The following is a 21012-nucleotide window of genomic DNA, read 5'->3' as shown; positions in this document are numbered from 1 at the left end:
GAATTTATGTCTAATATCAAGTGATTAAGGCAAATATGCCTGGGTTTGGGTGTTATCAGGGTAAAAGTGCCTGAAAAGATCGTCAATATCAACTTATCGGGCAGATTTGCCTGGGAATCAATAGTTATGCATCAGAAAAGGGATGGGAATGTGCTAGATATTAACAAAGAAGAATACTCTACAGAGAGTGATGTAGAACAAAAATTCATACTCCCTTTTTTTACAAAGATTCTTGGATATGGCAATGAAGAGATAAAAACTAAAGATTACCTCGCACCAACAACTATAGATAAAGGCGCTGGGAAAAAAGTTGGCTACTACCCCGATTACGTCGTCTATATTGGTGGGATTCCAGTTATAGTGATAGAAGCAAAAGATAAAAGTGTAAATTCTCTTGAAGGCTACAGAGAAGCAAGGCTCTACGCGACTGAGCTAAATAAAAAATACCCAGAAGGCATTAATCCTATTAAGTACATATTGGCTACAAATGGTGACCGATTACAGTATGGATTTTGGGACTCTGAAATTGGCGTCAATGACTTAGATATAAGCGAATTATGTCCAGGAGCAAAAGCTCTTGATAATATTGAATTGACTATTGGTAGAAGGGTTCTTTTCGATTGGGCTAAAGAGATCAGAGCTAAAATATTTCCTGAAGGTGCAATACGACCATTATCCCTTATTGGCGGGCCAAGCCGTCAAAGCGAATCGATACAATCAAATACCTTTGCATCTGATTTGGCTCCCCTACTTAGAAGATATTTCGACCCAGATGTTACGGCTACCTCTCAAGAAATTATTGAGCGAGCCTATTGTTCTTCTACCGAAGTAACACAATATAACGCAACACTAGAATCTTTGCTGAAAGATAGGGTTCCTAAGCAATCGGATATTACTAAAATTACAACAAGTAAAAAGCATGCATCGGAATTAGATGGCGCTTTGAAAGGCGCTTACTGTGAAAGGCGTAATAACCCTGATCCATTCATTCTTCTTCTAGGTGGTGTCGGCTCGGGAAAGACTACATTTGTTCAGAGATACTTTAACCACTTAATAGAAAAAGAAATAAGAGATAACATTATTTACGTGGTTGTAAATTTCAATAATGCAAGTGATAGCCTAGATGATGTAGAGAAGTGGGTATGCCAGGAGATAATTGACAGATTAGTTGACGTTTATGGCGAAGAATTTCTATCAAGTGAAAATCTAGATAGATATTTTGCTCCTGATATAAGGCTGCTAAAAAGAGGGCCATTAAGTCGATTAGAAGAAGCAGATAAATTAGAATTTGCAAAGATAATCTCTACGAAACTGATTGAATGGTTTGATGACCCAATTAAGCTATGTTCTGGAATTATGCGTTTTTATTCTGGGGACAAAGATATTCCTGTTGTTGTTGTTTTTGATAACGTAGATAGACGCGATAGAGAGCAACAGCTAAAAATATTTCAAACAGTTCAATGGTTCAGAAATAAAAACAAATGTTTCTCTATTCTTTCCCTGCGGGATGAAACTTATGATGCATTTAGGAATCAACCTCCCTTGGATGCGTTTCTAAAGCCGTTTGCGTTTAGAATTTCATCGCCCAGATTTATTAATGTTGTTAAAAAACGGTTGGAACTTGTCATTGAATATCTCACGGAGCAATCAGATAAAAACCTAGAGTACGAACTTCCAAACGGCATAACAATACATTACCCAGCCACTAAGCTAGGGAAATATTTATTCTCTATTTACAGATCGATTTTTGACCCTTCAAGAAAAGTTAGTGTAATGCTAGAAGCCCTATCCGGTAAGAATATACGAAGAGCGCTAGAAATATTTACCGAGATATTAATATCAGGATATATAAGTGAAAATTTGATATTCGGTATAACTGAAGGTAATGGGAAAGGTATTCCGGAGTGGCTTATTATTAGGGTTCTTATGAGGACGAACTATCGGTATTACTCCCGAAATCATGGATATATATACAATATCTTTAGTACACCGGGTTCATCTAGTACAGCGAATAATTTTTTAGTGCCAGAAATTCTTGAGTACTTGGCAAGAAACAGAAAAAATACATCCTCATACAGTATCGAAGGCTATATGTATGTCCAAGATATATTGGAATATATGTCGGGAATGGGATATGTAAAGGAAGATGTTATGTGGGCTCTTGAGGAGCTTCTGGTAAGCAATCTCATATCGGCTGACCATCAGCGAAATAAAGGCATTAGAGAGATTGACTACATAAAAATAACCGCATCCGGCTATTATCACATAAGGCTTATATCCAGTAGATCTGAATATTTGTCTAATGTTCCATTTGATACATATATTTATAATTACGATATAGCAAAAAAGATATCTCAAAATAGAGAGGATTCTAGAAATCAGGCTATTTTAAGAACAGAGTTGATGCGAGAGTACCTTGAGGATGAGGTGGCAAAGCTTAGAGAAGCCTTTCCAATATTCAATGACAACGCAATTTCCCCAGATGTGGTTGTTGGTCATTTTACAAAAATCAGACAGCACCGAGAGGGAAATGCATAACAAAAGCGTTAAACTCGTACATACCTCCGTGGTGTTTCTTTTGTGCTTAAATAGCACAAAAGAAACACCACTCCGGAATGCCGGTTAACGCTGGTGTTAGGCTTGCACTCTGGTCTTTTTGCCCCTATAAATGCTGGTTGTTTTTTATGGTAACGAATGATTACTGACTTCAAAAAAATTGATTCACTATCTCCCTCCGACTTCGAAATTTTCGTGCGTGATGTTTTTGTTGCTGCTGGCTGGAGTGATGCTATCATCACCAAAGTAGGGCAAGAATTTCAGCACGGTGACGGCGGTGTTGATATTTTTGCCTACAAAGCCAAACGTAAATTTGCTATCGAAGTTAAACAAAGGACAGTAGGGATAACCGTTGATATAAAAGCCCTAAATCAATTAGTGACTGGTGCAAAACTTGCGAATGTCACCAATATGATTTTAGTAACAAACTCTTATTTTACATCGGAAGTAAAGGTTCGGGCGCTAAGGCTGGGAGTCGAATTAATTGATCGTGATTCCCTACAAAATCTTTGGATCGAAAAGCATTCTGAAATTGGGCGGGAAATTAAACCAAGAACATATCAAGAAACAGTTATTAACGAGAGTGTGGCACGTTTTAATAATGGTAAAAATCGCTTGCTCATCGAAATGGCAACTGGCCTGGGAAAAACATATACCGTCGCCCATTTGGTCAAACGACTATTGCAACAAGGCAAAGTTAAGCGCGTATTATTTTTAGCCCATCAAGTTGAAATTTTATTGCAATCCGTTACCGCGTTTAAAAACGTGTTGGGTATTGGCACTTATTCATTTTCTGCTTGCTTTGGTGGTGCCAATCCAGAAGATACCGATTTTGTGTTTGGCAGTTTCGACACCCTGTTTAGCAAAATAGCTGGACTGCAAAAAGAAACGTTTGACGTAGTGATTGTTGACGAAGCTCATCATACACCCGCCAGAACTTACGCCACGGTTGTTGATCATTTTCATCCGAAATTGTTGGTAGGCCTTACCGCAACACCTTTTCGTGAAGACGACAAAGATGTTCTAGCTTTTTTTGGTGGATCCGAGGGGCATGTCGGCAAATATGATTTGGCGTGGGCATTACGTCATAACAAACTGGCATTCCCAAAATATCTAGTATTACTTGATGACTTGGATCAATCCCGTATAGATCAGCTCGATAAGGGCATGTCGATTAGCGACTTAGACCAACGGCTTTTCCTGCATAAAAAAGATGAAGAAGTTGTCCGCATTATAGAGAAAACCGTACAAGACAAACAAATTCAAAATCTTAAAGGTATTGTGTTTTGCCGTAGTATCAATCATATAAACTACCTCATTCAATTTTTCCCTGCGGGTAGTGCGACTTTCGTCCATTCAAAAATGACGGATCAAGAGCGCTGGCAAAACATTCGTGATTTTCGCGAAGGCAGTTATCGTTATATTTTAGTGCGTGATTTGTTTAATGAAGGCGTGGATATACCAGAAACTAATCTACTGGTTTTTATGCGTTATACAGGGTCACATACAGTTTGGTTGCAACAGCTAGGCAGAGGTCTACGCAAAACGCCGAACAAAGACTATGTTCATGTGTTAGATTTTGTTGGCTCATTAGAACGCTTGAATGAAGTGCATCAACTAACTAAAAGGGTAAATAGCATCCTTGTTGAAACGGAGAATTGGGAACCAGCTCCACGCGATACAAAAGAAACAGTACATAATTCATCGTTAGAAGTGAATTACAGTCAATCCGCCGCACAAGTTTTGCAATTGATAGAAGAATTGCAATATCGGCTAAAGTCGCGGATGCAAGCCATTGAGGTATTGAGAAGATATTACGAGGATTACAACAATATCCCTGCGCTGAATGAAGTGGAAAGCGTTCTGGCTGACATTACTACCGACCAAATTGCTACACACTTTGACTCGTATTTTGGTTATTTGGAAGCAGCATTAACAGGACAGTACGATCAAAGTTTTTTTCGTAACTTATGCTTGGATTATGCCTTGCAGTTTTATCAACAAAATAATATTTGTCCAACTTTTAGGGCTATCAGTTTAGCTAATCAATATAACGGATTATTGGCTTGTTCTGAACCAGAAGTTAAGTTTTTACTGGGCAATGAAAGTGAATTAGAAAATTATTTGATAAGCAAAAATAAATCGGTTGAAACAATCCATCAAGTTATTACAGAACCCATTGGAAATGCGGTATCTTCTAATACAAAGGCTTTCGATATAAACGAAGAATCGTTGCTCATTGATAAATATTCAGGCCTTATTAAAACACGGCACGATTTATTAACACTTTCCTCCGAAGACAGGGCGGAAATTAAAAAAGTGTTTAACTCAGAATTTCGCTTTTTCCATTGTTTGCAGAACAAAAATAATTATGGATAGCTCTATGGCTGACAATGCCGAGCCTGTTTTTATAGATGATGTTTTTACATCACCTAATAGTGGCTACGATGTTGAAACCCCAATACATGAGCTTGATTTATCGCCAAAATACCAAAAGCTTATAAAAAGAATTTCGTCTGTAATTAACCATGTTAAAACGGTTCAGAACATAATTGATATTGATGTTGCTGATTTTTCAAAAATACCTGGCGTAGGTAAATTGTACGTTGAATTGTTGATGAATTTACAAAATGCGCTTTCCCCAGTAAAAACAGATCAGTTTGAGTATAAAAAAGCAGCCGTAAAAATCGAATTACCAAGCAAAAATATTCTTTCAAAACTTTATGTAAATTATGGCTTTTTAACTGAAGTAGAAACTAAGCAATTAAAAAAGTTAGAGAAGTATTATGAAGGAAAAATTGATATCCGCAACGTAAATGAGTTATTAAATCTTGACACAGTTAATTTAGCAAAACAGGCAGGATTCGGTGCTTTATTTCTAACAGCCATAAATGATTTGCAAGAAAAGATAACAAGCGAGCTTGTAGCATTACCCGAAAACATAGTTGACCACACTATAAAACAAAGGGGTTTTTTTGTTTCGAGTGAAATAGTGTTTATCGAGTTTGCTGAAATAGATAATATTTTGATAGAGGACATTGAAGGCTATTTGTGGGCACAAGATGAATTAAAAATGGATGTTGCCCTATCACGTTGGGGATTTAATCAACAACATGAAACCCTTGAAGAAGTTGGGAACCGTTATAGCTTAACAAGAGAACGAATACGACAATATGAAAAATCCATCAACACTAATTTAACTTTAAATTTTAGGATACAACCAAAAGTTTTATGGGCAAACATCCGTGAAAAAATGACCGATGATTTATCGGTTTTGTTACCCAATCTGGCTAATTGTTTCGCAATAGATAAATTATTCTACGAATTTATAGAAATTTGTTGCCAAGTTAAAAGGGGTAGTATCCGTGAAATAATGATGCCAGAAATCAGCAGTAAAATCCTTAACCCTATTTTTTGCGCGAATCCATCACCAGTCGCAAAAGAAATAATTGTTAATGATCTGATGTCAAATTATGGCTATAGTAAAGCAGCAGCAATTCATGGTATTAAGCAACTAAGAAAATTCGGTAAAATCGAAATATCTGAGCAGGGTATTTCCCCTAAAAAACTAAGTAAAGCAGAAGCAGTTGCTCATGCCTTAACTTTTCATCCCGAAGGATTGCCTTGGAAAGACATCGCCAGGATAATCAATAAAAAAGGTTTTTTATCAACACTATTTGACGAAACAAGAATAACACCACACGCATTTAGTGATTCTGAGTATGTTTATTTAAGTTCTAAAGGTACTTATCGAAATTTAATATTTCTTGACCTTGAGCAGTTTGATATTCCTGAAATTATGCAGAATTTGCTTGATTATATGAAACTGCATGAGATAAGTACCCTACATTTACACGATTATTATTACCAAAGCAAAGATAGTCGAAGTGAAATTAAATACTTTACATTACGCCATCTTGTCAGAGAATATGGAGAAGAATATGGACTTTATTTTAATGGCAAATCTGGTACCGACAGCGTAAGTCTTGATTCAGAAGTATCGTTAATATCACAAGCTGATGTCATAATTAAAGTACTTAATGAATCGAAAACTGCTCTGACCAAACAAGAAATAGCGGAACGGCTAAGAAGCAAAAGTATAAATCATGCCACTTTTTATATCCATAATTTAATAGAAGAAGGTAAAGTAGTTCGAGTCGATCACTTGGTCTATACCACTCCTGAAAAGGCTTTTAAAGAATTGGACACCAAAGCTATTATGCAGATTATCAAAAATATTATGGCCATCTCCGATATTATTGTTGAAGCCGATGTTTTTCGAGAATACGTGAATATGGAGCTCAATTTAAGTTATTCTAAATATTTCTATGCTGCATTAGTCAAAACGCAAATTAAGGAATTGTCTTGGTATCGCAACGGCAATTTATTTAGTAAAACAGTTATACCATATAGCAGCTTAATTGATATGTGTAAAAAACTCTGTAACCTAGAGTTATCAAACAGCCAATACGTTAAAATCATTCAAAAAGCCGTATGGCTTACCGACACCGTAGCAATGGATGCAATTCATCAGTGGAAATGGCAGATGAATATAATTCGGTAAGAAGTAATCAACGCGATCAGGGTCAGGTCTATACTTTATGCTAAATTCTCATGAGCTACGGGTCTTGAATTTTGCAAATATGTGCTTGCATAAACGAGACTTGATACCAAATTAAAAGACTTGACCCCATGCGCGCTGCTTCGCTCTGGGTTAATTAGCGAGTGATGAGCGACGCGAGCAGGGTCAGGTCTATATTTTATGCTAAATTCTCAGGTTAGGGCTTTCAAATAAATAAAAAGTATGATATTCCAAGGGGTGTTGCTTGCTGGGGTTATTCAGTCCGCCCACTCAATACCCGTGGTAAGTTTTTTGGGTTGTGTCGCAGGCTTTTCCATTTCGTTATTTCAAGTTGGTATGGCTTCTGGTGCAAAGTATTGGGAGGCCAAGCTCTCTGAATTTGAACCCAATTTATTTTACGAAGACGATTGCAGGTACAACAACACCGTAAAGAGGCGGCTCAGCAAGCGAGGAATCAGCGGTAGGATTGAAAGCTTAATCATGCGCCGCTATTCAGTTAGTCGCATACCTATTTGAGTTGGTATCACGTTTGCGGCCATTTGGTTTCTTTTGGTTTTGTGTACCCTTCGTGGCTACTCGCCTCTAGGCATTCCGTCTTTTATCGTGGGCTTTAATTGCCATGCCTAACGCTGTAAGATGGTTTCGCACCTGCAAACCGTCATAACCAAGGGGATATAACTTGACTGAATTATATGAAATGTTACAGCAGCAAAAAGCCAGTATTCTGGAAATTGCCAAGCATTACCACGCAACCAACATCCGCGTGTTTGGCTCCGTGGTGCGCGGCGAAGAGCGCGATGACAGTGACATTGATTTATTGGTCGATTTTCTGCCTGGCTCAACTCTATTGGATCAGGTTGGCCTGATTGATGCGCTATCGACGACACTGGGCCGAAAGGTCGATATAGTCAGCGAGCGCGCATTGAACAAATACTTACGCCAGCAGGTTTTGCAAGAAGCTGTAGCGTTATGAAAGATCGATTTATCTTCATTGCTGCGGCATTGGAAAGCATCGAGTTAATTCAGTCTTATATCGAAGGCTACGATTTAACTGGGTTTTTGGCCGATAGAAAAACTCAGGATGCAGTGTTCGCAATCTGGAAATCATCGGCCAAGCGCTTAAGGACTTTGGTATTGAAACCTTGTTGGCGGAACAACCTAATATGCCTTGGCGAGAAATTGCCGGTATGCGCAATGTTTTAGCACATGAGTATTTGGGCGTTGATTCTGTGATGGTCTGGGAAACAGTGCAAACCCATCTCGATACATTGCAACAAGCACTCGAAACAATAATGGAACAACCAAAACTATAAGCTAAGCGCATACAGTAGATTTTATTACGCAGGATAATTGAGGCAGTGGAGCAGGGGCAGGTCTATATTTTACGCTAAATTCTCAAGTTAGGGTTTCCAAGTAAATAAAAGGTAGGATCAAAATAACGAAACTGTTTCTAGCCTGAAAGATCAAGTCATTAAACACCAGCACATAAAGGATTGTGGTTGCAGTACAAACAAAGGGAAGCATCCCGGAATAACTGAGGTCAGACTATGAACCCCTAGTTATCTTCAAACGATGATCGAATGAAAGTAGAGCGCCATTTGGATTCGGTGCATGTTCGATATGCTCAATTGAACGAGGCGCTTAGGCGATCAAAGGTCGAAAGTTGGCAACAGCAGTTTTTTTCGTTGGAAAATATAGACGCTCTAACGAAATTCGAGACTGAAAAATTTTTGAAAGCAATCAATAACCCTCCGATTGAGCTGAAAGAATCAGAGCGGCAGTCGCTGCAAATGATCGAGAGCAAGCTAATATCGCATATTGATCAGATGAGCATGGATGACATTTTGAATCGTATAGAGAGGCTTCCTGTAATGATTCAACGTCAACTATACGATGCGCTTTCTGAACGATTGGTTTTTGAGAATTGATGAAGGTGTAATTTAGGGAGAAACAGGTAGTATTAAGCTTCAAATAACCTGGGTTCTTAACCATGGCCGGTACTAGCGAAGACCATGAACGAAAAAAATCGCTATCCAAAAAAAATATGCCATGTTGAAGCCGAAAGTTACAGACTTAATTACCGAAGAAGATTACTTGCAAGGCGAGCTAATAGGCGATGTAAAGCACGAGCTGATTGATTGCTAATAACTGGGGTCAGGTACGAGCTAAATGATACTAAATTGGCCTACGTTTAATTGGTACCTGACCCTGATGTATCGCCCCTTTTCAAAGGGGGCGGCCAACAATTACGCCTGAATTGCGGTAATTTGCCAACGGGGTCTGAATACTTACATTATTATGTCGATAAAACGGCTCTAATTGCCGAGCTGATTGATTCGGGCAAATTTTATTTTTTGGCGCGCCCGCGAAGATTCGGCAAATCGTTGTTGGTTAGCACGCTGAAATCCCTCTTTGCCGGTGAGAAAGCGCTATTTGACGGTTTGTTTTTGCAGAATCATTGGGATTGGTCGGTGAATTATCCGGTGATCCATATCAGTTTCGGCGGGGGTGTCGTGAATTCCGCTGCTATGTTGGATGAACGTTTTCGGGCTATTTTAGACGAGACGGCTGAGTTGTATCGGGTTGATTTGCATCATGATGATTTGGCGAATCGTTTTGCCGAGCTGATTAAAAAACTGGCGGATCAATTTCAACAGCGGGTTGTTGTGTTGGTCGATGAATACGACAAGCCGATTTTGGACAATATTGAATATTTGGAGCGGGCCGTTGCGATTAGGGAAGGCTTGCGCAACATTTATTCGGTGATCAAGGATAGGGATGCCTTTATCAAGTTCGCGTTGCTTACCGGTGTCAGTAAATTCAGCAAAGTCAGTTTGTTTAGTGGCTTGAACAATTTACGGGATATTTCGTTGGATGGCCGCTATGCCACATTATGCGGCTATACCTTGGCGGAAATTCAATCGGTGTTTAGCGAACGTTTGTTCGGCGTGGATTTCAGCCAGTTGGCCGAGTGGTATAACGGCTATAACTTCTTGGGCGAGAAGGTCTATAACCCGTTTGATGTGTTGCTGTATCTGGAACAGCGTTTGTTCAAAAATTACTGGTTCGAGAGCGGTAGCCCGGATTTTTTGATTCGCTTGGTTAGGGAGCGGCAATATGCCATTCCCGATTTAGAGAATTTGGTTGTCGACGATGCCATGCTCAGCCGTTTCGATATCGATGACATCACGCTTGAAAATCTATCCTGATTAGCAAGATGCTTCAGCTTGCCGAAGCCAAGTGTCCGAGCAGGGGCTAGTCGTAGTCGCAAAAACTAAAATATGCTGTTACCCAAGCTCCAGCTTGGGTAACCTGTTCAGGAAGCTCTAGCTTCCCGACAATCAAGAAAGATTGAACGAGCGAGCCCGGAATGTGTCAATGACTTTGAGACACCAAGTTGATTTATTTAGTGTCTAATTGTTGTGTATTTATGGGTCGAGGTTCTCCTTTGTGTTTATAGGCGGATTAATCCAAACGGCGTTAGGCAAGCTGGGTGGCAAAGGGCACTTTCCTTTGAATCGCTTTGGATTGGCGAGGAAGGCAATCTCCAGGGTTTTTGCGCGTGCTTGGTATACCGTAGCCGCTTGGTCGAAATGGACGGTGGCCGGGGTCATGTAACCGATGCCCGAGTGGCAATGGGACTGGTTGTACCACGGGAAGAAGCGTTGGCAATGGCTGCGGGCATCCTCAAGGCATCCGAAGCGGACGGGGAAATCAGGCCGATATTTCAGGGTTTTGAACTGGGCCTCGGAATAGGGATTGTCATCCGAGACATAAGGCCGGCTATGGGTCTTGGCGACATCCAGATCGACCAGTAAGGCAGCCACGGGCTTGCTGCGCATGCTGGAACCGCGATCGGCATGCAGCGTCAGTGTATTCGGCGGGATGTTGTGCTTGGCCACCGTCTCGGCGATCAGTTGCTCGGCCAGTTCGGCGGTTTCCCGCGGGGCGACCATCCAGCCAACGACATAGCGGCTAAAAATATCCAGGATCACATACAAGTGGAAACAGGTCCATTTAGCCGGGCCTTTGAGTTTCGTGATATCCCAGCTCCAGACCTGGTTAGGCGAGGTGGCCAAGAGTTCCGGCTTGGTGTAGATCGGGTGCGTCCGTTGGCGCCTACGCTCCGCTGACTGGCCGTCCGCTTCCAGAGCACGATACAAGGTGCGCACCGAGCCGATGTAGCGCCCCTCGTCCAGCAGAGTAGCATAAACAAAATACGGTGAGCAGTCGGCGAAGCGTTCGCTGTTAAGCACCTCCAGGAGTTGCTGCCGCTCATTAGTCGAGAAAGCCAGCGGGGCGGACGGACGGGGCACCCGCGTTACCGACACAGGCGCCAGGTGGCGCCGACGGGCATCCTCGCGATAGACCGAACTGCGGTTCAAATTCAGGGCTGCACAAGCCGGAGCCAGGCCGACCTCCGGGGCCAACTGGTTAAGGGCTTGCATCAGCTGGACTCGCTCGGCGTCTCGTCCGTCGGCAGTCCGAACAAGACGCAAAGTTTTTTTTGGACATCAATAATGGCATTGGCCTGAGCGAGTCTACGACGCAGGCGCTCATTATCCTGGGTAAGTTGGCGCACACGACGGTCCTCGGCCTGAGCCGGATCGGTCTTGCGCCCGCGCTTTTGCGGCGCCAGCGCGGCACGCTGATCGGCAGCACGCTGATCGGCAGCACGCTGTTTGCGCCAAGTGGCTAATTGGGATGAGTAAATCCCTTCTTTGCGTAATAGGGCGCCAATCTCACCCGGCTGAGTACAGCAATCAGCGGCATCCAGGATGCGGCGCTTGTCGCTGCTGGTAAATTGTCGGCGCTGGGCGGTGGCAACCACCTCCGGATCGGGCCGCGCGCCGGAGGTCGCGTTTCCAGCCGCCCTACGGGCGTCTTCCAACGCGACCTCCGGCGCAGTTAATTGTGGTGATTCCATGGTCTCTGCTTTTGATTTGCTCATGATTCTGGCCTACCTTTATACTCTAATTTCCGAGGGGTCGGTGTCTCAGGTCATATTGGCACAGGAGGGCCGGGGTTGATTGAGAATGTGCGGAGGTTGTGTCGGTCTCAGGAAGCTGGAGCTTCCGGGGGGGCTTTCACAAGCTGGAGCTTGGGAAAGAGCGTGATGTGTGTTGGCCGTTTTTAGCTTGACGCGCATGGCTTGCGAACCCCGTCCTGCTAAGGATATGCTGATCTTTGGGCTTTAGCTGAAGAAACTTGCTAATCAGGAAATCTATTATTTCAGACCGGTTATTTGACGATTGACAGGGTGGAGGATTTGGGCGGTGAGCGTTTTTATCATCTGACTTATCCAAACCGCGAGGTCAAGGCTGGTCTGAATAGTCATTTATTGCGGGAGTTGGTGCAATCGGGGCAGGCGACGCGTCAGCAGATGCGTATTTATAAGGCTTTGGAGCAGGCCGATCCGGAACAATTACAACAGGCTTTGGCTGCGTTGTTTGCCGCGATTCCTCATGATTGGTATCGACAAAATCAATTGGCTTGCTATGAGGGTTATTATGCGTCTATCGTTTATTGTTGTCTGGCGGCCTTGGGTTTGAATGTGATCGCGGAAGATGTGACTAACCAGGGTAGGGTTGATTTGACCGTCAAGTTGGCTGAAAAGATTTTTATTATTGAATTTAAAGTACTGGAGGGAAAGCGCGAGTCGGGGCGAGCACTGGCGCAGATCAAGGCAAGAAAATATTGGCGAAAATACGCTACCGGTGAGTTTCAGGTGATGTTAATCGGTATCGAGTTTGATAAATCTGAGCGGAATATTGTTCATTTTGAGTGGGAAGCGGTTTAATTGATATTTGTTAGTTATTCCGGCCAAAACTTAGGATTTTCTCGTTCCCACCGCTCCAGCGTGGGAATGAATGCATACCGGTCTTGCCTCGGCAGCCAGCGTATGGGTTACCACGGAGGACCGCTCGCCGTTATACACAAGTATCGGTAAACTTGCTAAACAGAGTTCGTCGTATACCTGGAAACGGTGCTGTTTGATAAATCTGCGGATATTGAACATCAGTGGCTTCGAAATCGCGACGAAGGCGTCGCTCCCACAAGGGGCGGATGCTCTGTGGGAGCGATCCCCAGATCGCGATTTCGAAGTCGGGAACGTTGGGCGACAAAAATGGTATCGAAGCCTCATTAGCTAAGATTGCAAAACAGTAATTTTTGACTTATGTATAACGATGAGCGGAGGACCGTGGGAACCAGATAACGGTTGGTTTTTGATAATTGAAGTATTGGTAGAGTCGAGTCTAAGGTGTTTGCTATTCGAAAATTACTGTGAAAGTTCGCAGATTCGAAGCCCTTGTCTAATTTGAATATTGATGAGTAGATTTTATCAAAGACAGGCTTTAGGCTTACAGTACTGTAATATCCGATTAGGTCGATGACCTGTTTGCGTTATTGAAACTATTTTATGCAGAAAGAATAGACTGGGCACAATCAAAATACGAGCACATGACTATGCAGGCTTTAGAACTATCAACTGAAATTAACGAAAAGCATCAAATCCATTTACAATTGCCGGATTCAATTAGAGCAGGTAAAGCTAAGGTAATTGTATTGCTGGAGGATGTTACCGAGCCACAGCCAAAGAAAAAGCGGGTGTTTGGACAATTTCGCGGCAAAATAAAAATCAGCGAGGATTTCGATAACGTATTGCCGGACGACTTCTGGTTGGGTAATGACGTATGAATCTGTTGCTAGATACTCATGTTTTTCTTTGGCTGAACGATACGCCGGAAAATCTGTCCCACGCGGCATTGAATGCTGTCAGGACGAAAATAATGCTCTGTTTCTTAGTCTGGTATCCGCCTGGGAAATCCAGATCAAACAACAACTCGGGAAGCTCGAACTTAGCGAAAGTTTGCAAACTCTGATTAGCACTCAACAAAGTTACAATGGATTGCAATTACTCCCTATCGAATTGGAGCATATCAAGGCTCTTGGTCATTTACCATCCCCGCATCGAGACCCATTCGACCGGCTATTGATCGCTCAAAGCGTCAAAGAGCAAATGCATTTCGTCAGTGCTGATCGGGTGTTTGCCAACTATCCGGTAAACTTGATTTAGTGACTTTTTATTTTTTAAAGGCACGCGTTCTGGGTTGCGCGAATACGATTATTTGAAATGAAGATAGCATTGAATCCAAAGGAGAAAGCGAGACAGGCCGCCTGAGGGCGGGCGCTATCCCAACCGGCTGAAGTTCCGGGGCTCTCGCGTAAATTGATGAAAAAAATTGTTATATATGCAGTTGCATTGTCGGCGCTGAGTTTGGCTGCCTGTGTCAGTCGCGGTATTAGTGAAGATGTCGTCGACAAGGGGCCACAAGTCGTGGTCGCTCCATTAGCGCCGGAAGAACGGATGACCATTGCCGTGTCTCGTTTTACCAATGAATCGATTTACGGCAGCGGTTTGTTTACAGATGCTTCCGGCGATAGGATCGGCAAACAAGCCGCGGATATTTTGTCGCGGCACTTGATGGCGACGCAGCGTTTCAACATCGTGGAAAGGCAAGACATCGGAAGGCTCAAGTCGGAGGCTGAATTGATGGGCGCGACCGAGCAGCAGTTCAAGCAAAATTTGCTTGGGGTCGATGCCTTGATCATGGGCTCTGTGGTTGAGCTGGGACGCGATACTACCGGCGGCGTTTGGTTGTTGGGTAAAGAAAAAACCCAGCGGGCTCGCGCTCGTGTCGTATTGCGCCTGGTCGATCCGAAAACCGGTCAAGTGTTTTACAGTCAAGAAGGCAGCGGCGATGCGACGATGTCGGCTACCAGCACCTTGGGCTTCGGCGGCACGGCCGGATTCGACTCGACTCTGGAAGGCAAGGCGATCGATGCCGCGATTGTCAACATGATCAATAATGTGGTGTCAACGTTGGATGCGCGACGCCAAAGCCGGCCTCGTTAACCATGGTTCTATTACGGGTTATTAGTTGGTGCCTGTTGTCGGTCTTTGTTTTGGCCGGCTGCGCTCCTCGAGGATTGTTTTATTGGGGGGCTTATGAAGACGGGCTTTATGACCGTTATGTCGAAAACAGCGGCGAACAAGTCGAAGCTTATTTACGGCAATCGATGACCGAGGCAGAGGCGAACCGCATGCCTGTGCCGCCGGGTTTATATGCGGATTATGGTTTTGTGTTATATCAACGCGGAGACAAGGCGGGTGCGATAGAGAATTTTCGTCGTGAACGCGAGCTTTATCCTGAGTCCACGGCCTTAATGAATAAATTGATAGAACGTATCGAACAGCAAGAGAAGCCGGTTGCGGCGGATTTGCCGACTGCGGAATTAGCCGGAGAAGAGCGATGAAATGGGGTGCAATTATTTTAGGGGCTTTGCTTATGGCAGGTTGCGCGCCGCGTCAACGGCTCGATCTCGATACGTTTTATGCGCACCAGCCTCGGTCGATTTTAGTCGTCCCGGTCGTCAACGAGTCTCCTGAAGTCACTGCGGAATCGGTTTTTATCAGTACCATAAGCCGGCCTTTGGCTGAGAGGGGCTATTATGTTTTTCCGGTTTATCTGACGGATATGATTCTGCGTGATTTCGGTCTCGTGGAAGCCGGGCATATTCATCAAATGCCGGTGGACCGGTTTTTTGAGTTATTCGGCGCCGATGCGGTCTTGTTCGTTACGATCAAAGAATGGAGTACTAAATATTTGGTGTTGGCCTCTTCGGTCGTGGTCACGATGGAATATGTTCTGAAAGATACCAAAACGGGTTTGGTTTTGTGGGAAAACCAACAGACTTACACGCACGATTCCGGTGGCGGTGGCCATCCGATTGCGATGGTGGTCGCGGCCGCGATCAATGCATTGGTTACCGATTATTTGCCGTTAGCGAGGCAGGCTAATTTCATGGCCTTTGCGCCTCCGAAAGGATTGCCGGCGGGGCCTTATCATCCCGAGCACAAAAAGGATCATGAGCGGTTTTAGGTTCCTCGTTCCCACCGTTCCAGCGTGTAAATGCATATCTTAGCTAATGTGACCTCGATACCATTTATTGTCACTTAACAATCTCGACTTCGAAATCGCGACGAAGGCGTCGCTCCCACAAGGGGGCGGATGTTCTGTGGGAGCGATCTCCTGATCGCGATTTCGAAGTCGGGACGCTGGGTAGTGACATAAGGTATCGAGGTCACGAAGGCTATGACATTTTCCTCGTTTCCACTGCTCCAGCGTGGGAATGCATACCGATCTTGTTGCGGTAGCCAAGGTATGGATTTTCACGGAGGATCGAGGGAATCAGAAAAAATTCTCATGCCTACTACGATTGCGCTTATGACTTGAATCCAAGTTTGCAAAATGCCAAGTGATAGAATAGTATCACTTTTATGAAGACTGAGCTTGTAACCACACTAAAACGTCACGCCACCCGGATTCTTGCCGATTTGCGTGAATCCAAAGAGCCTGTACTCATTACCGAACATGGCAAGCCATCTGCATATCTTGTCGATTTTGAAGACTTTGAACGAATCCAGAATAGGATGCGAATCCTGGAGGGTATAGCAAGAGGCGAAAAAGCAGTTTTAGAAGGACGAATATACTCTGAATCGGAAGCGGAAGAGAAAATGAGCAAATGGCTCAAATAAAATGGACCGAGCCTGCTCTGAACGATATCGATGAGATTGCAGAGTACATCGCTTTAGATAAACCTGGTGCCACTAAGAAATTAGTCACAGAAATCTTCAAAACAACCCGACGCCTTAAAAATTTCCCGGAATCCGGCAGGTGTCCCCCGGAACTACAAGACACAAACTATCGAGAGTTAATAGTAGGCCCCTGCCGGATATTTTATCGTGTACAGAAAACTACTGTTTATATCCTCTATGTGATGCGTAGTGAGCGTGAATTACGTAAATTCCTATTAGAGGATAGGGCGAAAGAAAGCGGATAATGAATAATTAGCTTAGCCAATAATCCTCAGTTTCCTAACAAAAAGGGGTCATGCAAAAAGGGGTCAGGTTACTTTTTGCTTTCTGATTGGGTTAAGAACAAGCGACAAGAAAGTAACCTGACCCCTTTTTCTGCCCCCTTTTTCTCCTTTTTCTACCGAGAACCGTGGGAACCAGAAAGATTTGAACGGTCCGTTAAGAAATTGCGTAGCTATTCAAACGTAGCATCAAAGTCATAGTATGCTGCGGCGACTCCTGAAAACCGTAATGCTCGTAGAACTGCTTCGCACGATCATTGAGGGCATGGACGAGCAATGCGCGAACTCCTGTATTTTGTGATACGACAAGCGCACGTTTTACGGCGTCTTGAAGCGTGGCTGCGCCCACCTTGATACCCTGCGTCCGGCGATCTACGGCCAACCTGCCAAGCACCATGACCGGAACGGGATCAGGCATATTGCGGCGAATTGCACTCGTCGCCAATTGGTGGGATATCGCGCCAGCAGCCATGGCGTAGTAACCCCACACACGCCCACTTTCATCAACGATCACAAACGTTCTACTGGCTCCGCTGAGTTGGTTGCTCATCGCTCGGCGTTTGAGCCAGTCATCCAGTGTATGTTCACCGCACTCGAAATCATTCAATAGGTGTGTGGGCGCAAGCGGTTGAGGTGCGGATAGCGTCAAGTTCATTCTTTATTATTTTCCCAAGGCGGCTTAACCGCCATCAGTCGCTCCAGGCCGACATTGGGCTTCGGCGGCGCGTCTAGCATTGCAGTGAACTTTTGGAATTGATCCGTATCCAGGCCGAAAAAGACTTGGTCAAGTAAAACCGACTGGGCACGTTCACAAGCAGCTTCCAGCATGAAGTCCGAACGGTTTTTGCCTAGCAGATTGGCTGCATGATCAATGAGATCTCGCTGTTCCGGTAAGGCACGTAGATTGATAGAAGCTGCGCGCATAGCGATCTCCTTATGTGGTTACAATAGATATACAAATGGTAGTGTTGTGTGTAGTTGTTGTCAACACAAAGTTCCTCGTTCCCACCGCTCCAGCGTGGGAATGCATACCGATCTTGTTGCGGCAGCTAAGGCATGGGTTCCCACGGAGGATCGTGGGAACCAGAAAATGTGACCTCGATACCATTTATTGTTGCTTAACAATCTCGACTTCGAAATCGCGACGAAGGCGTCGCTCCCACAAGGGGGCGGATGCTCTGTGGGAGCGATCCCCTGATCGTCTCTCACCTAACGCTAGGTGAGGTAAAGTCGGGAAGCTGGGTAGTAACATAAGGTATCGAGGTCACGAAGGCTATGACATTTTCCTCGTTCCCACTGCTCCAGCGTGGGAATGCATACCGATCTTGTTGCGGCAGCTAAGGCATGGGTTCCCACGGAGGTCCGTGGGAACCAGAAAAGCATCCAGCTTCATTTAGGCTAACCGCCTTTTCCTCGGCACTTGTTTGCCCGATTCGGTCGTGACCATGTCGATGTATTCTTTTTTATGCTCTGGCCCGTAGCTGACATGAATCGGCCGGTTTTCGTCGTAAAAATATAGCCGGTCGAACGGTGTGTTTTCGGCGATCCAGTCGGCGACTTCGCGCATGTTTTCGTCCTCGACGATAAAGTCGACCGCAGCGCCGAGGCGAGGGCAGATCAGGTTGTTTCGGGTGTTGCGTTCGTGGGCGGCATGTTGGTCCAGTTTCGGCGCGACGCGCTTCTTGATCAGCTTGCCCAGCTCATGTGAGCAAAAGCCGTAAGTCAGGCAAATCATGCCGAAATACTCGATCACAGGATCGAGTATGTTGACGGTCAAGTCGTACAGCGCATTATAGCTGTCCGGCTGTTTGGGCAGATTCGGCATGCCGGTGTTTTGTTGCGTTTCCCCGCATTCGATCAAATGCCGATAGGTCAAATAACCGCCGCAGTTGTCGTCGAGATTCGGAAGGTTTCGGCTGCGGATCAGGTCGAAGCCGTCGATTTCCCAGCGATGCTTGGCTAAGGTTTCGCGAAATTCGTCCGGTTTGGGGCCGTATCCGCTCAGGTCGAATAGATCGAGTGCTTGCAGTTGTTCGTCGAACTGTAATTGCTGTGCGTAGTTTGGGAATTCTTCGTTGATATAGCGCGATTTCAAGTACAAATTAGTCGGCTCGAATTCTTCGCCGTATTGATACAGATCGAAAGTTTGTTCGCGTAGATTGATTTTGACGCGTTCGAGCAAACGCGGCAGAGGCTGGTCGGTAAAGTCATCGTAGCGCATCAGGCTCAGTTTTCCGGATTGACTATGAATCTTGATTAGATCGGTTTGGTCGATGTCGCCATACAATACCGTTGCGCAGCCGATGTAAATGCGCAGTAGTGCCGGTAGGCGGTCGACTAGGCTGGTATGCAGGTACAAAGCGTGTTCGTCATCGAGATAGCCTAAACCTTGTTCTGTGGCGTGGCGGCATGTTGTTTCGATCGATGCGGCATTGCTGATTTGAAATAGAACCGATTGAGCACAGGCCACCGCGTTTTTATAGTCGCCGAAAAAAGCTTTGATGTCCCGCTGTAAGCCGCTTTCCAAGTGTTTATAAGGTTTGCGCTTGGAAAAAGTCTGCAAGGCAAGGTAGGTAAGAAAGTCGTCGATGCGGCTTTGCCGGGCTTGTTCCAGTAAATCTTCTTCAAACTGGTCGAGCATGAAGCGCAAGGCTTTATTGGCTGTGCCGAAAGCTTCGGTGAGCGCTATTAATTCCGGGATTTCGGTTTTGTCCGGCAGGCGTCCGAGCGCTAAGGTTTGTTGCCAAAGCGGATCGAGTAAATGCTGATAGGTTTGGTATATTTTCTCTCGCCGCGACAGTTTCGGCAGCGGCGGGCCGAAAGGACGCTGCGGTACGCGCAAAATATTTCGGCGACTGCGTTGCCGGTTTAATAAAAAACGCTGTTCGGCGTCTTGATCCTTGAAAATGAAAAAAATGCCGGGGGCGACAGGAATCGCGTCCGTGTCTAGCGTGTCGCTCAGAAATTCTTTGAGTTCGGTTTGCGTGTAATATTTTTGGAAGGTATTGCGCTGCGTGATGACGCCATCGTTATAGGGTTGCCCTTTCAATGCGTTTTGGTTGAACAGCATCGCCGAAACGACCAAGATTTGCCGGGTTAGTCGGTAGGCGCCGATGAGTGCTTCCAGGCGTTCTTGGTAGTCTTCGATCACATTAATGACGAATCCGAGGTTGACGATATCCGCTTCTTGCTTAGATTGATCCGGCGAGTAATGAGGGTCCCAGCCGGCGACAGGAATCGAATTGGCTTTGAGGTTGCGAATATCGTCGCCTTTACCGCAACCGTAATCGAATACCGATAGGTTGCCGTCTAAAAATCCGTGTCGGGCCAAGCATTGCATCGGTGCGGATAAATTACTACGAGACAGTGCGGTCAAATGTCGAACAATCCAAGCGGGCGGTCTATCTTCCAGGGTGTCCGTTGGCATATCGACTTCTAGGTTGCCGATCGGTACGAATTGTCCGTCGATTAGCTGAAAACCTTTTTCGGCAATCAACGCATCCCAAGCTTGTTTAAAGCCGATTGTGACCGGATTATCGAACAGGCCGAGTTGTTCGGCGGTAGTGGTGAGTTCTCGGTATTCCGGGGTGCGGGGATGCTGTTCGCCGAGTAATAGTTCTTTACGGTGCAGAATGGGGGGATTGTATGAGTCTTGATAGCTGCGTTTTTCGACTCGTTTGCTGTTTAAATCGATGCGATAACTCTTTGCCAGGACAGGGAAGGGGGTGTCGAAAAAATCTGGATAATGCAGTAGGGATATGGCCGTACCGTTGGTTTCATATTTGACGATATTGTAATCGCGCTCAGCACGGCAAAGGCTTAAGTTCTCCGCTTCGGTAATGCGTTGTTGAACTTCGAGGGATTGTTCGCCGGTTAAGCTGAAATGCCAATAAACATGGTTGAGGACTTTTTTGCCGATCATATAACGGATT

20 protein-coding genes are annotated in these 21012 nt (G+C 44.7%); 16 read left to right on the top strand and 4 right to left on the bottom strand.

The features are described from left to right. Positions 1-66 precede the first annotated feature (66 nt). From ACINK7_RS14500 to ACINK7_RS14465, 8 genes are all read left to right on the top strand, one after another. On the top strand, positions 67-2538 hold the full coding sequence (locus tag ACINK7_RS14500) for a type I restriction endonuclease (protein ID WP_404356229.1): 2472 nt from the start codon (positions 67-69) through the stop codon (positions 2536-2538). A gap of 156 nt (positions 2539-2694) precedes the next feature. Beyond that, positions 2695-4935 (top strand): DEAD/DEAH box helicase family protein, encoded by a 2241-nt coding sequence (locus ACINK7_RS14495; RefSeq protein WP_404356227.1) that lies wholly within the window; start codon positions 2695-2697, stop codon positions 4933-4935. A gap of 4 nt (positions 4936-4939) precedes the next feature. Then, the gene (locus tag ACINK7_RS14490; RefSeq protein WP_404356225.1) at positions 4940-7120 is read left to right on the top strand and encodes a hypothetical protein; all 2181 of its coding nucleotides are present in this window, start codon (positions 4940-4942) and stop codon (positions 7118-7120) included. A 697-nt stretch (positions 7121-7817) separates the two neighbouring features. Next, the gene (locus ACINK7_RS14485; protein WP_404356223.1) at positions 7818-8111 is read left to right on the top strand and encodes a nucleotidyltransferase family protein; all 294 of its coding nucleotides are present in this window, start codon (positions 7818-7820) and stop codon (positions 8109-8111) included. Further along, positions 8108-8341 (top strand): hypothetical protein, encoded by a 234-nt coding sequence (locus ACINK7_RS14480; protein ID WP_404361502.1) that lies wholly within the window; start codon positions 8108-8110, stop codon positions 8339-8341. The genes ACINK7_RS14485 and ACINK7_RS14480 overlap by 4 nt, the downstream gene beginning before the upstream one ends. Next, positions 8281-8451: a DUF86 domain-containing protein gene (locus ACINK7_RS14475; RefSeq protein WP_404356221.1), complete on the top strand. Its 171-nt coding sequence runs from the start codon at positions 8281-8283 to the stop codon at positions 8449-8451. Before ACINK7_RS14480 ends, ACINK7_RS14475 begins: the two co-directional genes overlap by 61 nt. 267 nt (positions 8452-8718) lie before the next feature. Further along, on the top strand, positions 8719-9066 hold the full coding sequence (locus ACINK7_RS14470) for a hypothetical protein (RefSeq protein ID WP_404356219.1): 348 nt from the start codon (positions 8719-8721) through the stop codon (positions 9064-9066). A 267-nt stretch (positions 9067-9333) separates the two neighbouring features. Next, entirely contained in the window at positions 9334-10347 is a 1014-nt protein-coding gene (locus tag ACINK7_RS14465) for an AAA family ATPase (RefSeq protein ID WP_404356217.1), read from the top strand. Positions 10348-10566: 219 nt separating this feature from the next. On the opposite strand, the gene ACINK7_RS14460 is transcribed toward ACINK7_RS14465, so the two are convergent. Continuing rightward, a protein-coding gene (locus ACINK7_RS14460) for an IS3 family transposase (protein WP_404361448.1) occupies positions 10567-12065 on the bottom strand; the annotation gives its coding sequence in 2 pieces (ribosomal slippage) (positions 10567-11621 and positions 11621-12065; 1500 coding nt in all). Between the two features lie 318 nt (positions 12066-12383). Between ACINK7_RS14460 and ACINK7_RS14455 the strand changes: the two genes are divergently transcribed. The 8 genes from ACINK7_RS14455 (at position 12384) to ACINK7_RS14420 (ending at position 17044) form a co-directional block, all read left to right on the top strand. Next, a complete protein-coding gene (locus ACINK7_RS14455; protein ID WP_404356215.1) occupies positions 12384-12938 on the top strand; it encodes a PD-(D/E)XK nuclease domain-containing protein in 555 nt (184 codons plus the stop codon). A 668-nt stretch (positions 12939-13606) separates the two neighbouring features. Then, positions 13607-13837: a hypothetical protein gene (locus ACINK7_RS14450; RefSeq protein ID WP_404356213.1), complete on the top strand. Its 231-nt coding sequence runs from the start codon at positions 13607-13609 to the stop codon at positions 13835-13837. A 28-nt stretch (positions 13838-13865) separates the two neighbouring features. Then, positions 13866-14216: a type II toxin-antitoxin system VapC family toxin gene (locus tag ACINK7_RS14445; RefSeq protein ID WP_404356211.1), complete on the top strand. Its 351-nt coding sequence runs from the start codon at positions 13866-13868 to the stop codon at positions 14214-14216. Positions 14217-14372: 156 nt separating this feature from the next. Next, positions 14373-15056 carry a CsgG/HfaB family protein gene (locus ACINK7_RS14440; protein WP_404356209.1) on the top strand — a complete coding sequence of 228 codons (684 nt, stop codon included), beginning with the start codon at positions 14373-14375 and terminating at the stop codon, positions 15054-15056. A gap of 2 nt (positions 15057-15058) precedes the next feature. Further along, positions 15059-15457, top strand: coding sequence for a DUF4810 domain-containing protein (locus ACINK7_RS14435; protein ID WP_404356207.1), 399 nt, complete (start codon positions 15059-15061; stop codon positions 15455-15457). Next, positions 15454-16083, top strand: a complete 630-nt coding sequence (locus tag ACINK7_RS14430; RefSeq protein WP_404356205.1) for a DUF799 domain-containing protein — start codon at positions 15454-15456, stop codon at positions 16081-16083. The genes ACINK7_RS14435 and ACINK7_RS14430 overlap by 4 nt, the downstream gene beginning before the upstream one ends. A 398-nt stretch (positions 16084-16481) precedes the next feature. Further along, a complete protein-coding gene (locus ACINK7_RS14425) occupies positions 16482-16739 on the top strand; it encodes a type II toxin-antitoxin system Phd/YefM family antitoxin (protein ID WP_341325805.1) in 258 nt (85 codons plus the stop codon). After that, the gene (locus ACINK7_RS14420) at positions 16727-17044 is read left to right on the top strand and encodes a type II toxin-antitoxin system RelE/ParE family toxin (protein ID WP_404356203.1); all 318 of its coding nucleotides are present in this window, start codon (positions 16727-16729) and stop codon (positions 17042-17044) included. The genes ACINK7_RS14425 and ACINK7_RS14420 overlap by 13 nt, the downstream gene beginning before the upstream one ends. Positions 17045-17237: 193 nt before the next feature. Here ACINK7_RS14420 and ACINK7_RS14415 read toward each other — a convergent pair whose 3' ends face one another. The 3 genes from ACINK7_RS14415 to ACINK7_RS14405 form a co-directional block, all read right to left on the bottom strand. Further along, positions 17238-17735, bottom strand: a complete 498-nt coding sequence (locus ACINK7_RS14415; protein WP_404356201.1) for a GNAT family N-acetyltransferase — start codon at positions 17733-17735, stop codon at positions 17238-17240. Continuing rightward, positions 17732-18004 carry a DUF1778 domain-containing protein gene (locus tag ACINK7_RS14410; RefSeq protein WP_341325802.1) on the bottom strand — a complete coding sequence of 91 codons (273 nt, stop codon included), beginning with the start codon at positions 18002-18004 and terminating at the stop codon, positions 17732-17734. Before ACINK7_RS14410 ends, ACINK7_RS14415 begins: the two co-directional genes overlap by 4 nt. Positions 18005-18473: 469 nt before the next feature. Beyond that, positions 18474-21002, bottom strand: a complete 2529-nt coding sequence (locus tag ACINK7_RS14405) for a DNA phosphorothioation-associated putative methyltransferase (protein WP_404356199.1) — start codon at positions 21000-21002, stop codon at positions 18474-18476. Between the last annotated feature and the right edge of the window lie 10 nt (positions 21003-21012).

Source organism: Methylotuvimicrobium sp. KM1 (assembly GCF_044788715.1).
Classification (GTDB): domain Bacteria; phylum Pseudomonadota; class Gammaproteobacteria; order Methylococcales; family Methylomonadaceae; genus Methylotuvimicrobium.
The sequence above is the reverse complement of the archived record's forward strand: the minus strand, read 5'-3'. Positions and strand labels throughout refer to the sequence as shown.

What these genes read in the sequence shown, in the direction of transcription:
- ACINK7_RS14495 (WP_404356227.1), top strand. Translation starts at nt 2,695, where the DNA reads ATGATTACTGACTTCAAAAAAATTGATTCACTATCTCCCTCCGACTTC.
- ACINK7_RS14490 (WP_404356225.1), top strand. Translation starts at nt 4,940, where the DNA reads ATGGCTGACAATGCCGAGCCTGTTTTTATAGATGATGTTTTTACATCA.
- ACINK7_RS14480 (WP_404361502.1), top strand. Translation starts at nt 8,108, where the DNA reads ATGAAAGATCGATTTATCTTCATTGCTGCGGCATTGGAAAGCATCGAG.
- ACINK7_RS14470 (WP_404356219.1), top strand. Translation starts at nt 8,719, where the DNA reads ATGAAAGTAGAGCGCCATTTGGATTCGGTGCATGTTCGATATGCTCAA.
- ACINK7_RS14450 (WP_404356213.1), top strand. Translation starts at nt 13,607, where the DNA reads ATGCAGGCTTTAGAACTATCAACTGAAATTAACGAAAAGCATCAAATC.
- ACINK7_RS14440 (WP_404356209.1), top strand. Translation starts at nt 14,373, where the DNA reads ATGAAAAAAATTGTTATATATGCAGTTGCATTGTCGGCGCTGAGTTTG.
- ACINK7_RS14435 (WP_404356207.1), top strand. Translation starts at nt 15,059, where the DNA reads ATGGTTCTATTACGGGTTATTAGTTGGTGCCTGTTGTCGGTCTTTGTT.
- ACINK7_RS14430 (WP_404356205.1), top strand. Translation starts at nt 15,454, where the DNA reads ATGAAATGGGGTGCAATTATTTTAGGGGCTTTGCTTATGGCAGGTTGC.
- ACINK7_RS14425 (WP_341325805.1), top strand. Translation starts at nt 16,482, where the DNA reads ATGAAGACTGAGCTTGTAACCACACTAAAACGTCACGCCACCCGGATT.
- ACINK7_RS14420 (WP_404356203.1), top strand. Translation starts at nt 16,727, where the DNA reads ATGGCTCAAATAAAATGGACCGAGCCTGCTCTGAACGATATCGATGAG.
- ACINK7_RS14415 (WP_404356201.1), bottom strand. Translation starts at nt 17,735, where the DNA reads ATGAACTTGACGCTATCCGCACCTCAACCGCTTGCGCCCACACACCTA.
- ACINK7_RS14410 (WP_341325802.1), bottom strand. Translation starts at nt 18,004, where the DNA reads ATGCGCGCAGCTTCTATCAATCTACGTGCCTTACCGGAACAGCGAGAT.
- ACINK7_RS14405 (WP_404356199.1), bottom strand. Translation starts at nt 21,002, where the DNA reads ATGATCGGCAAAAAAGTCCTCAACCATGTTTATTGGCATTTCAGCTTA.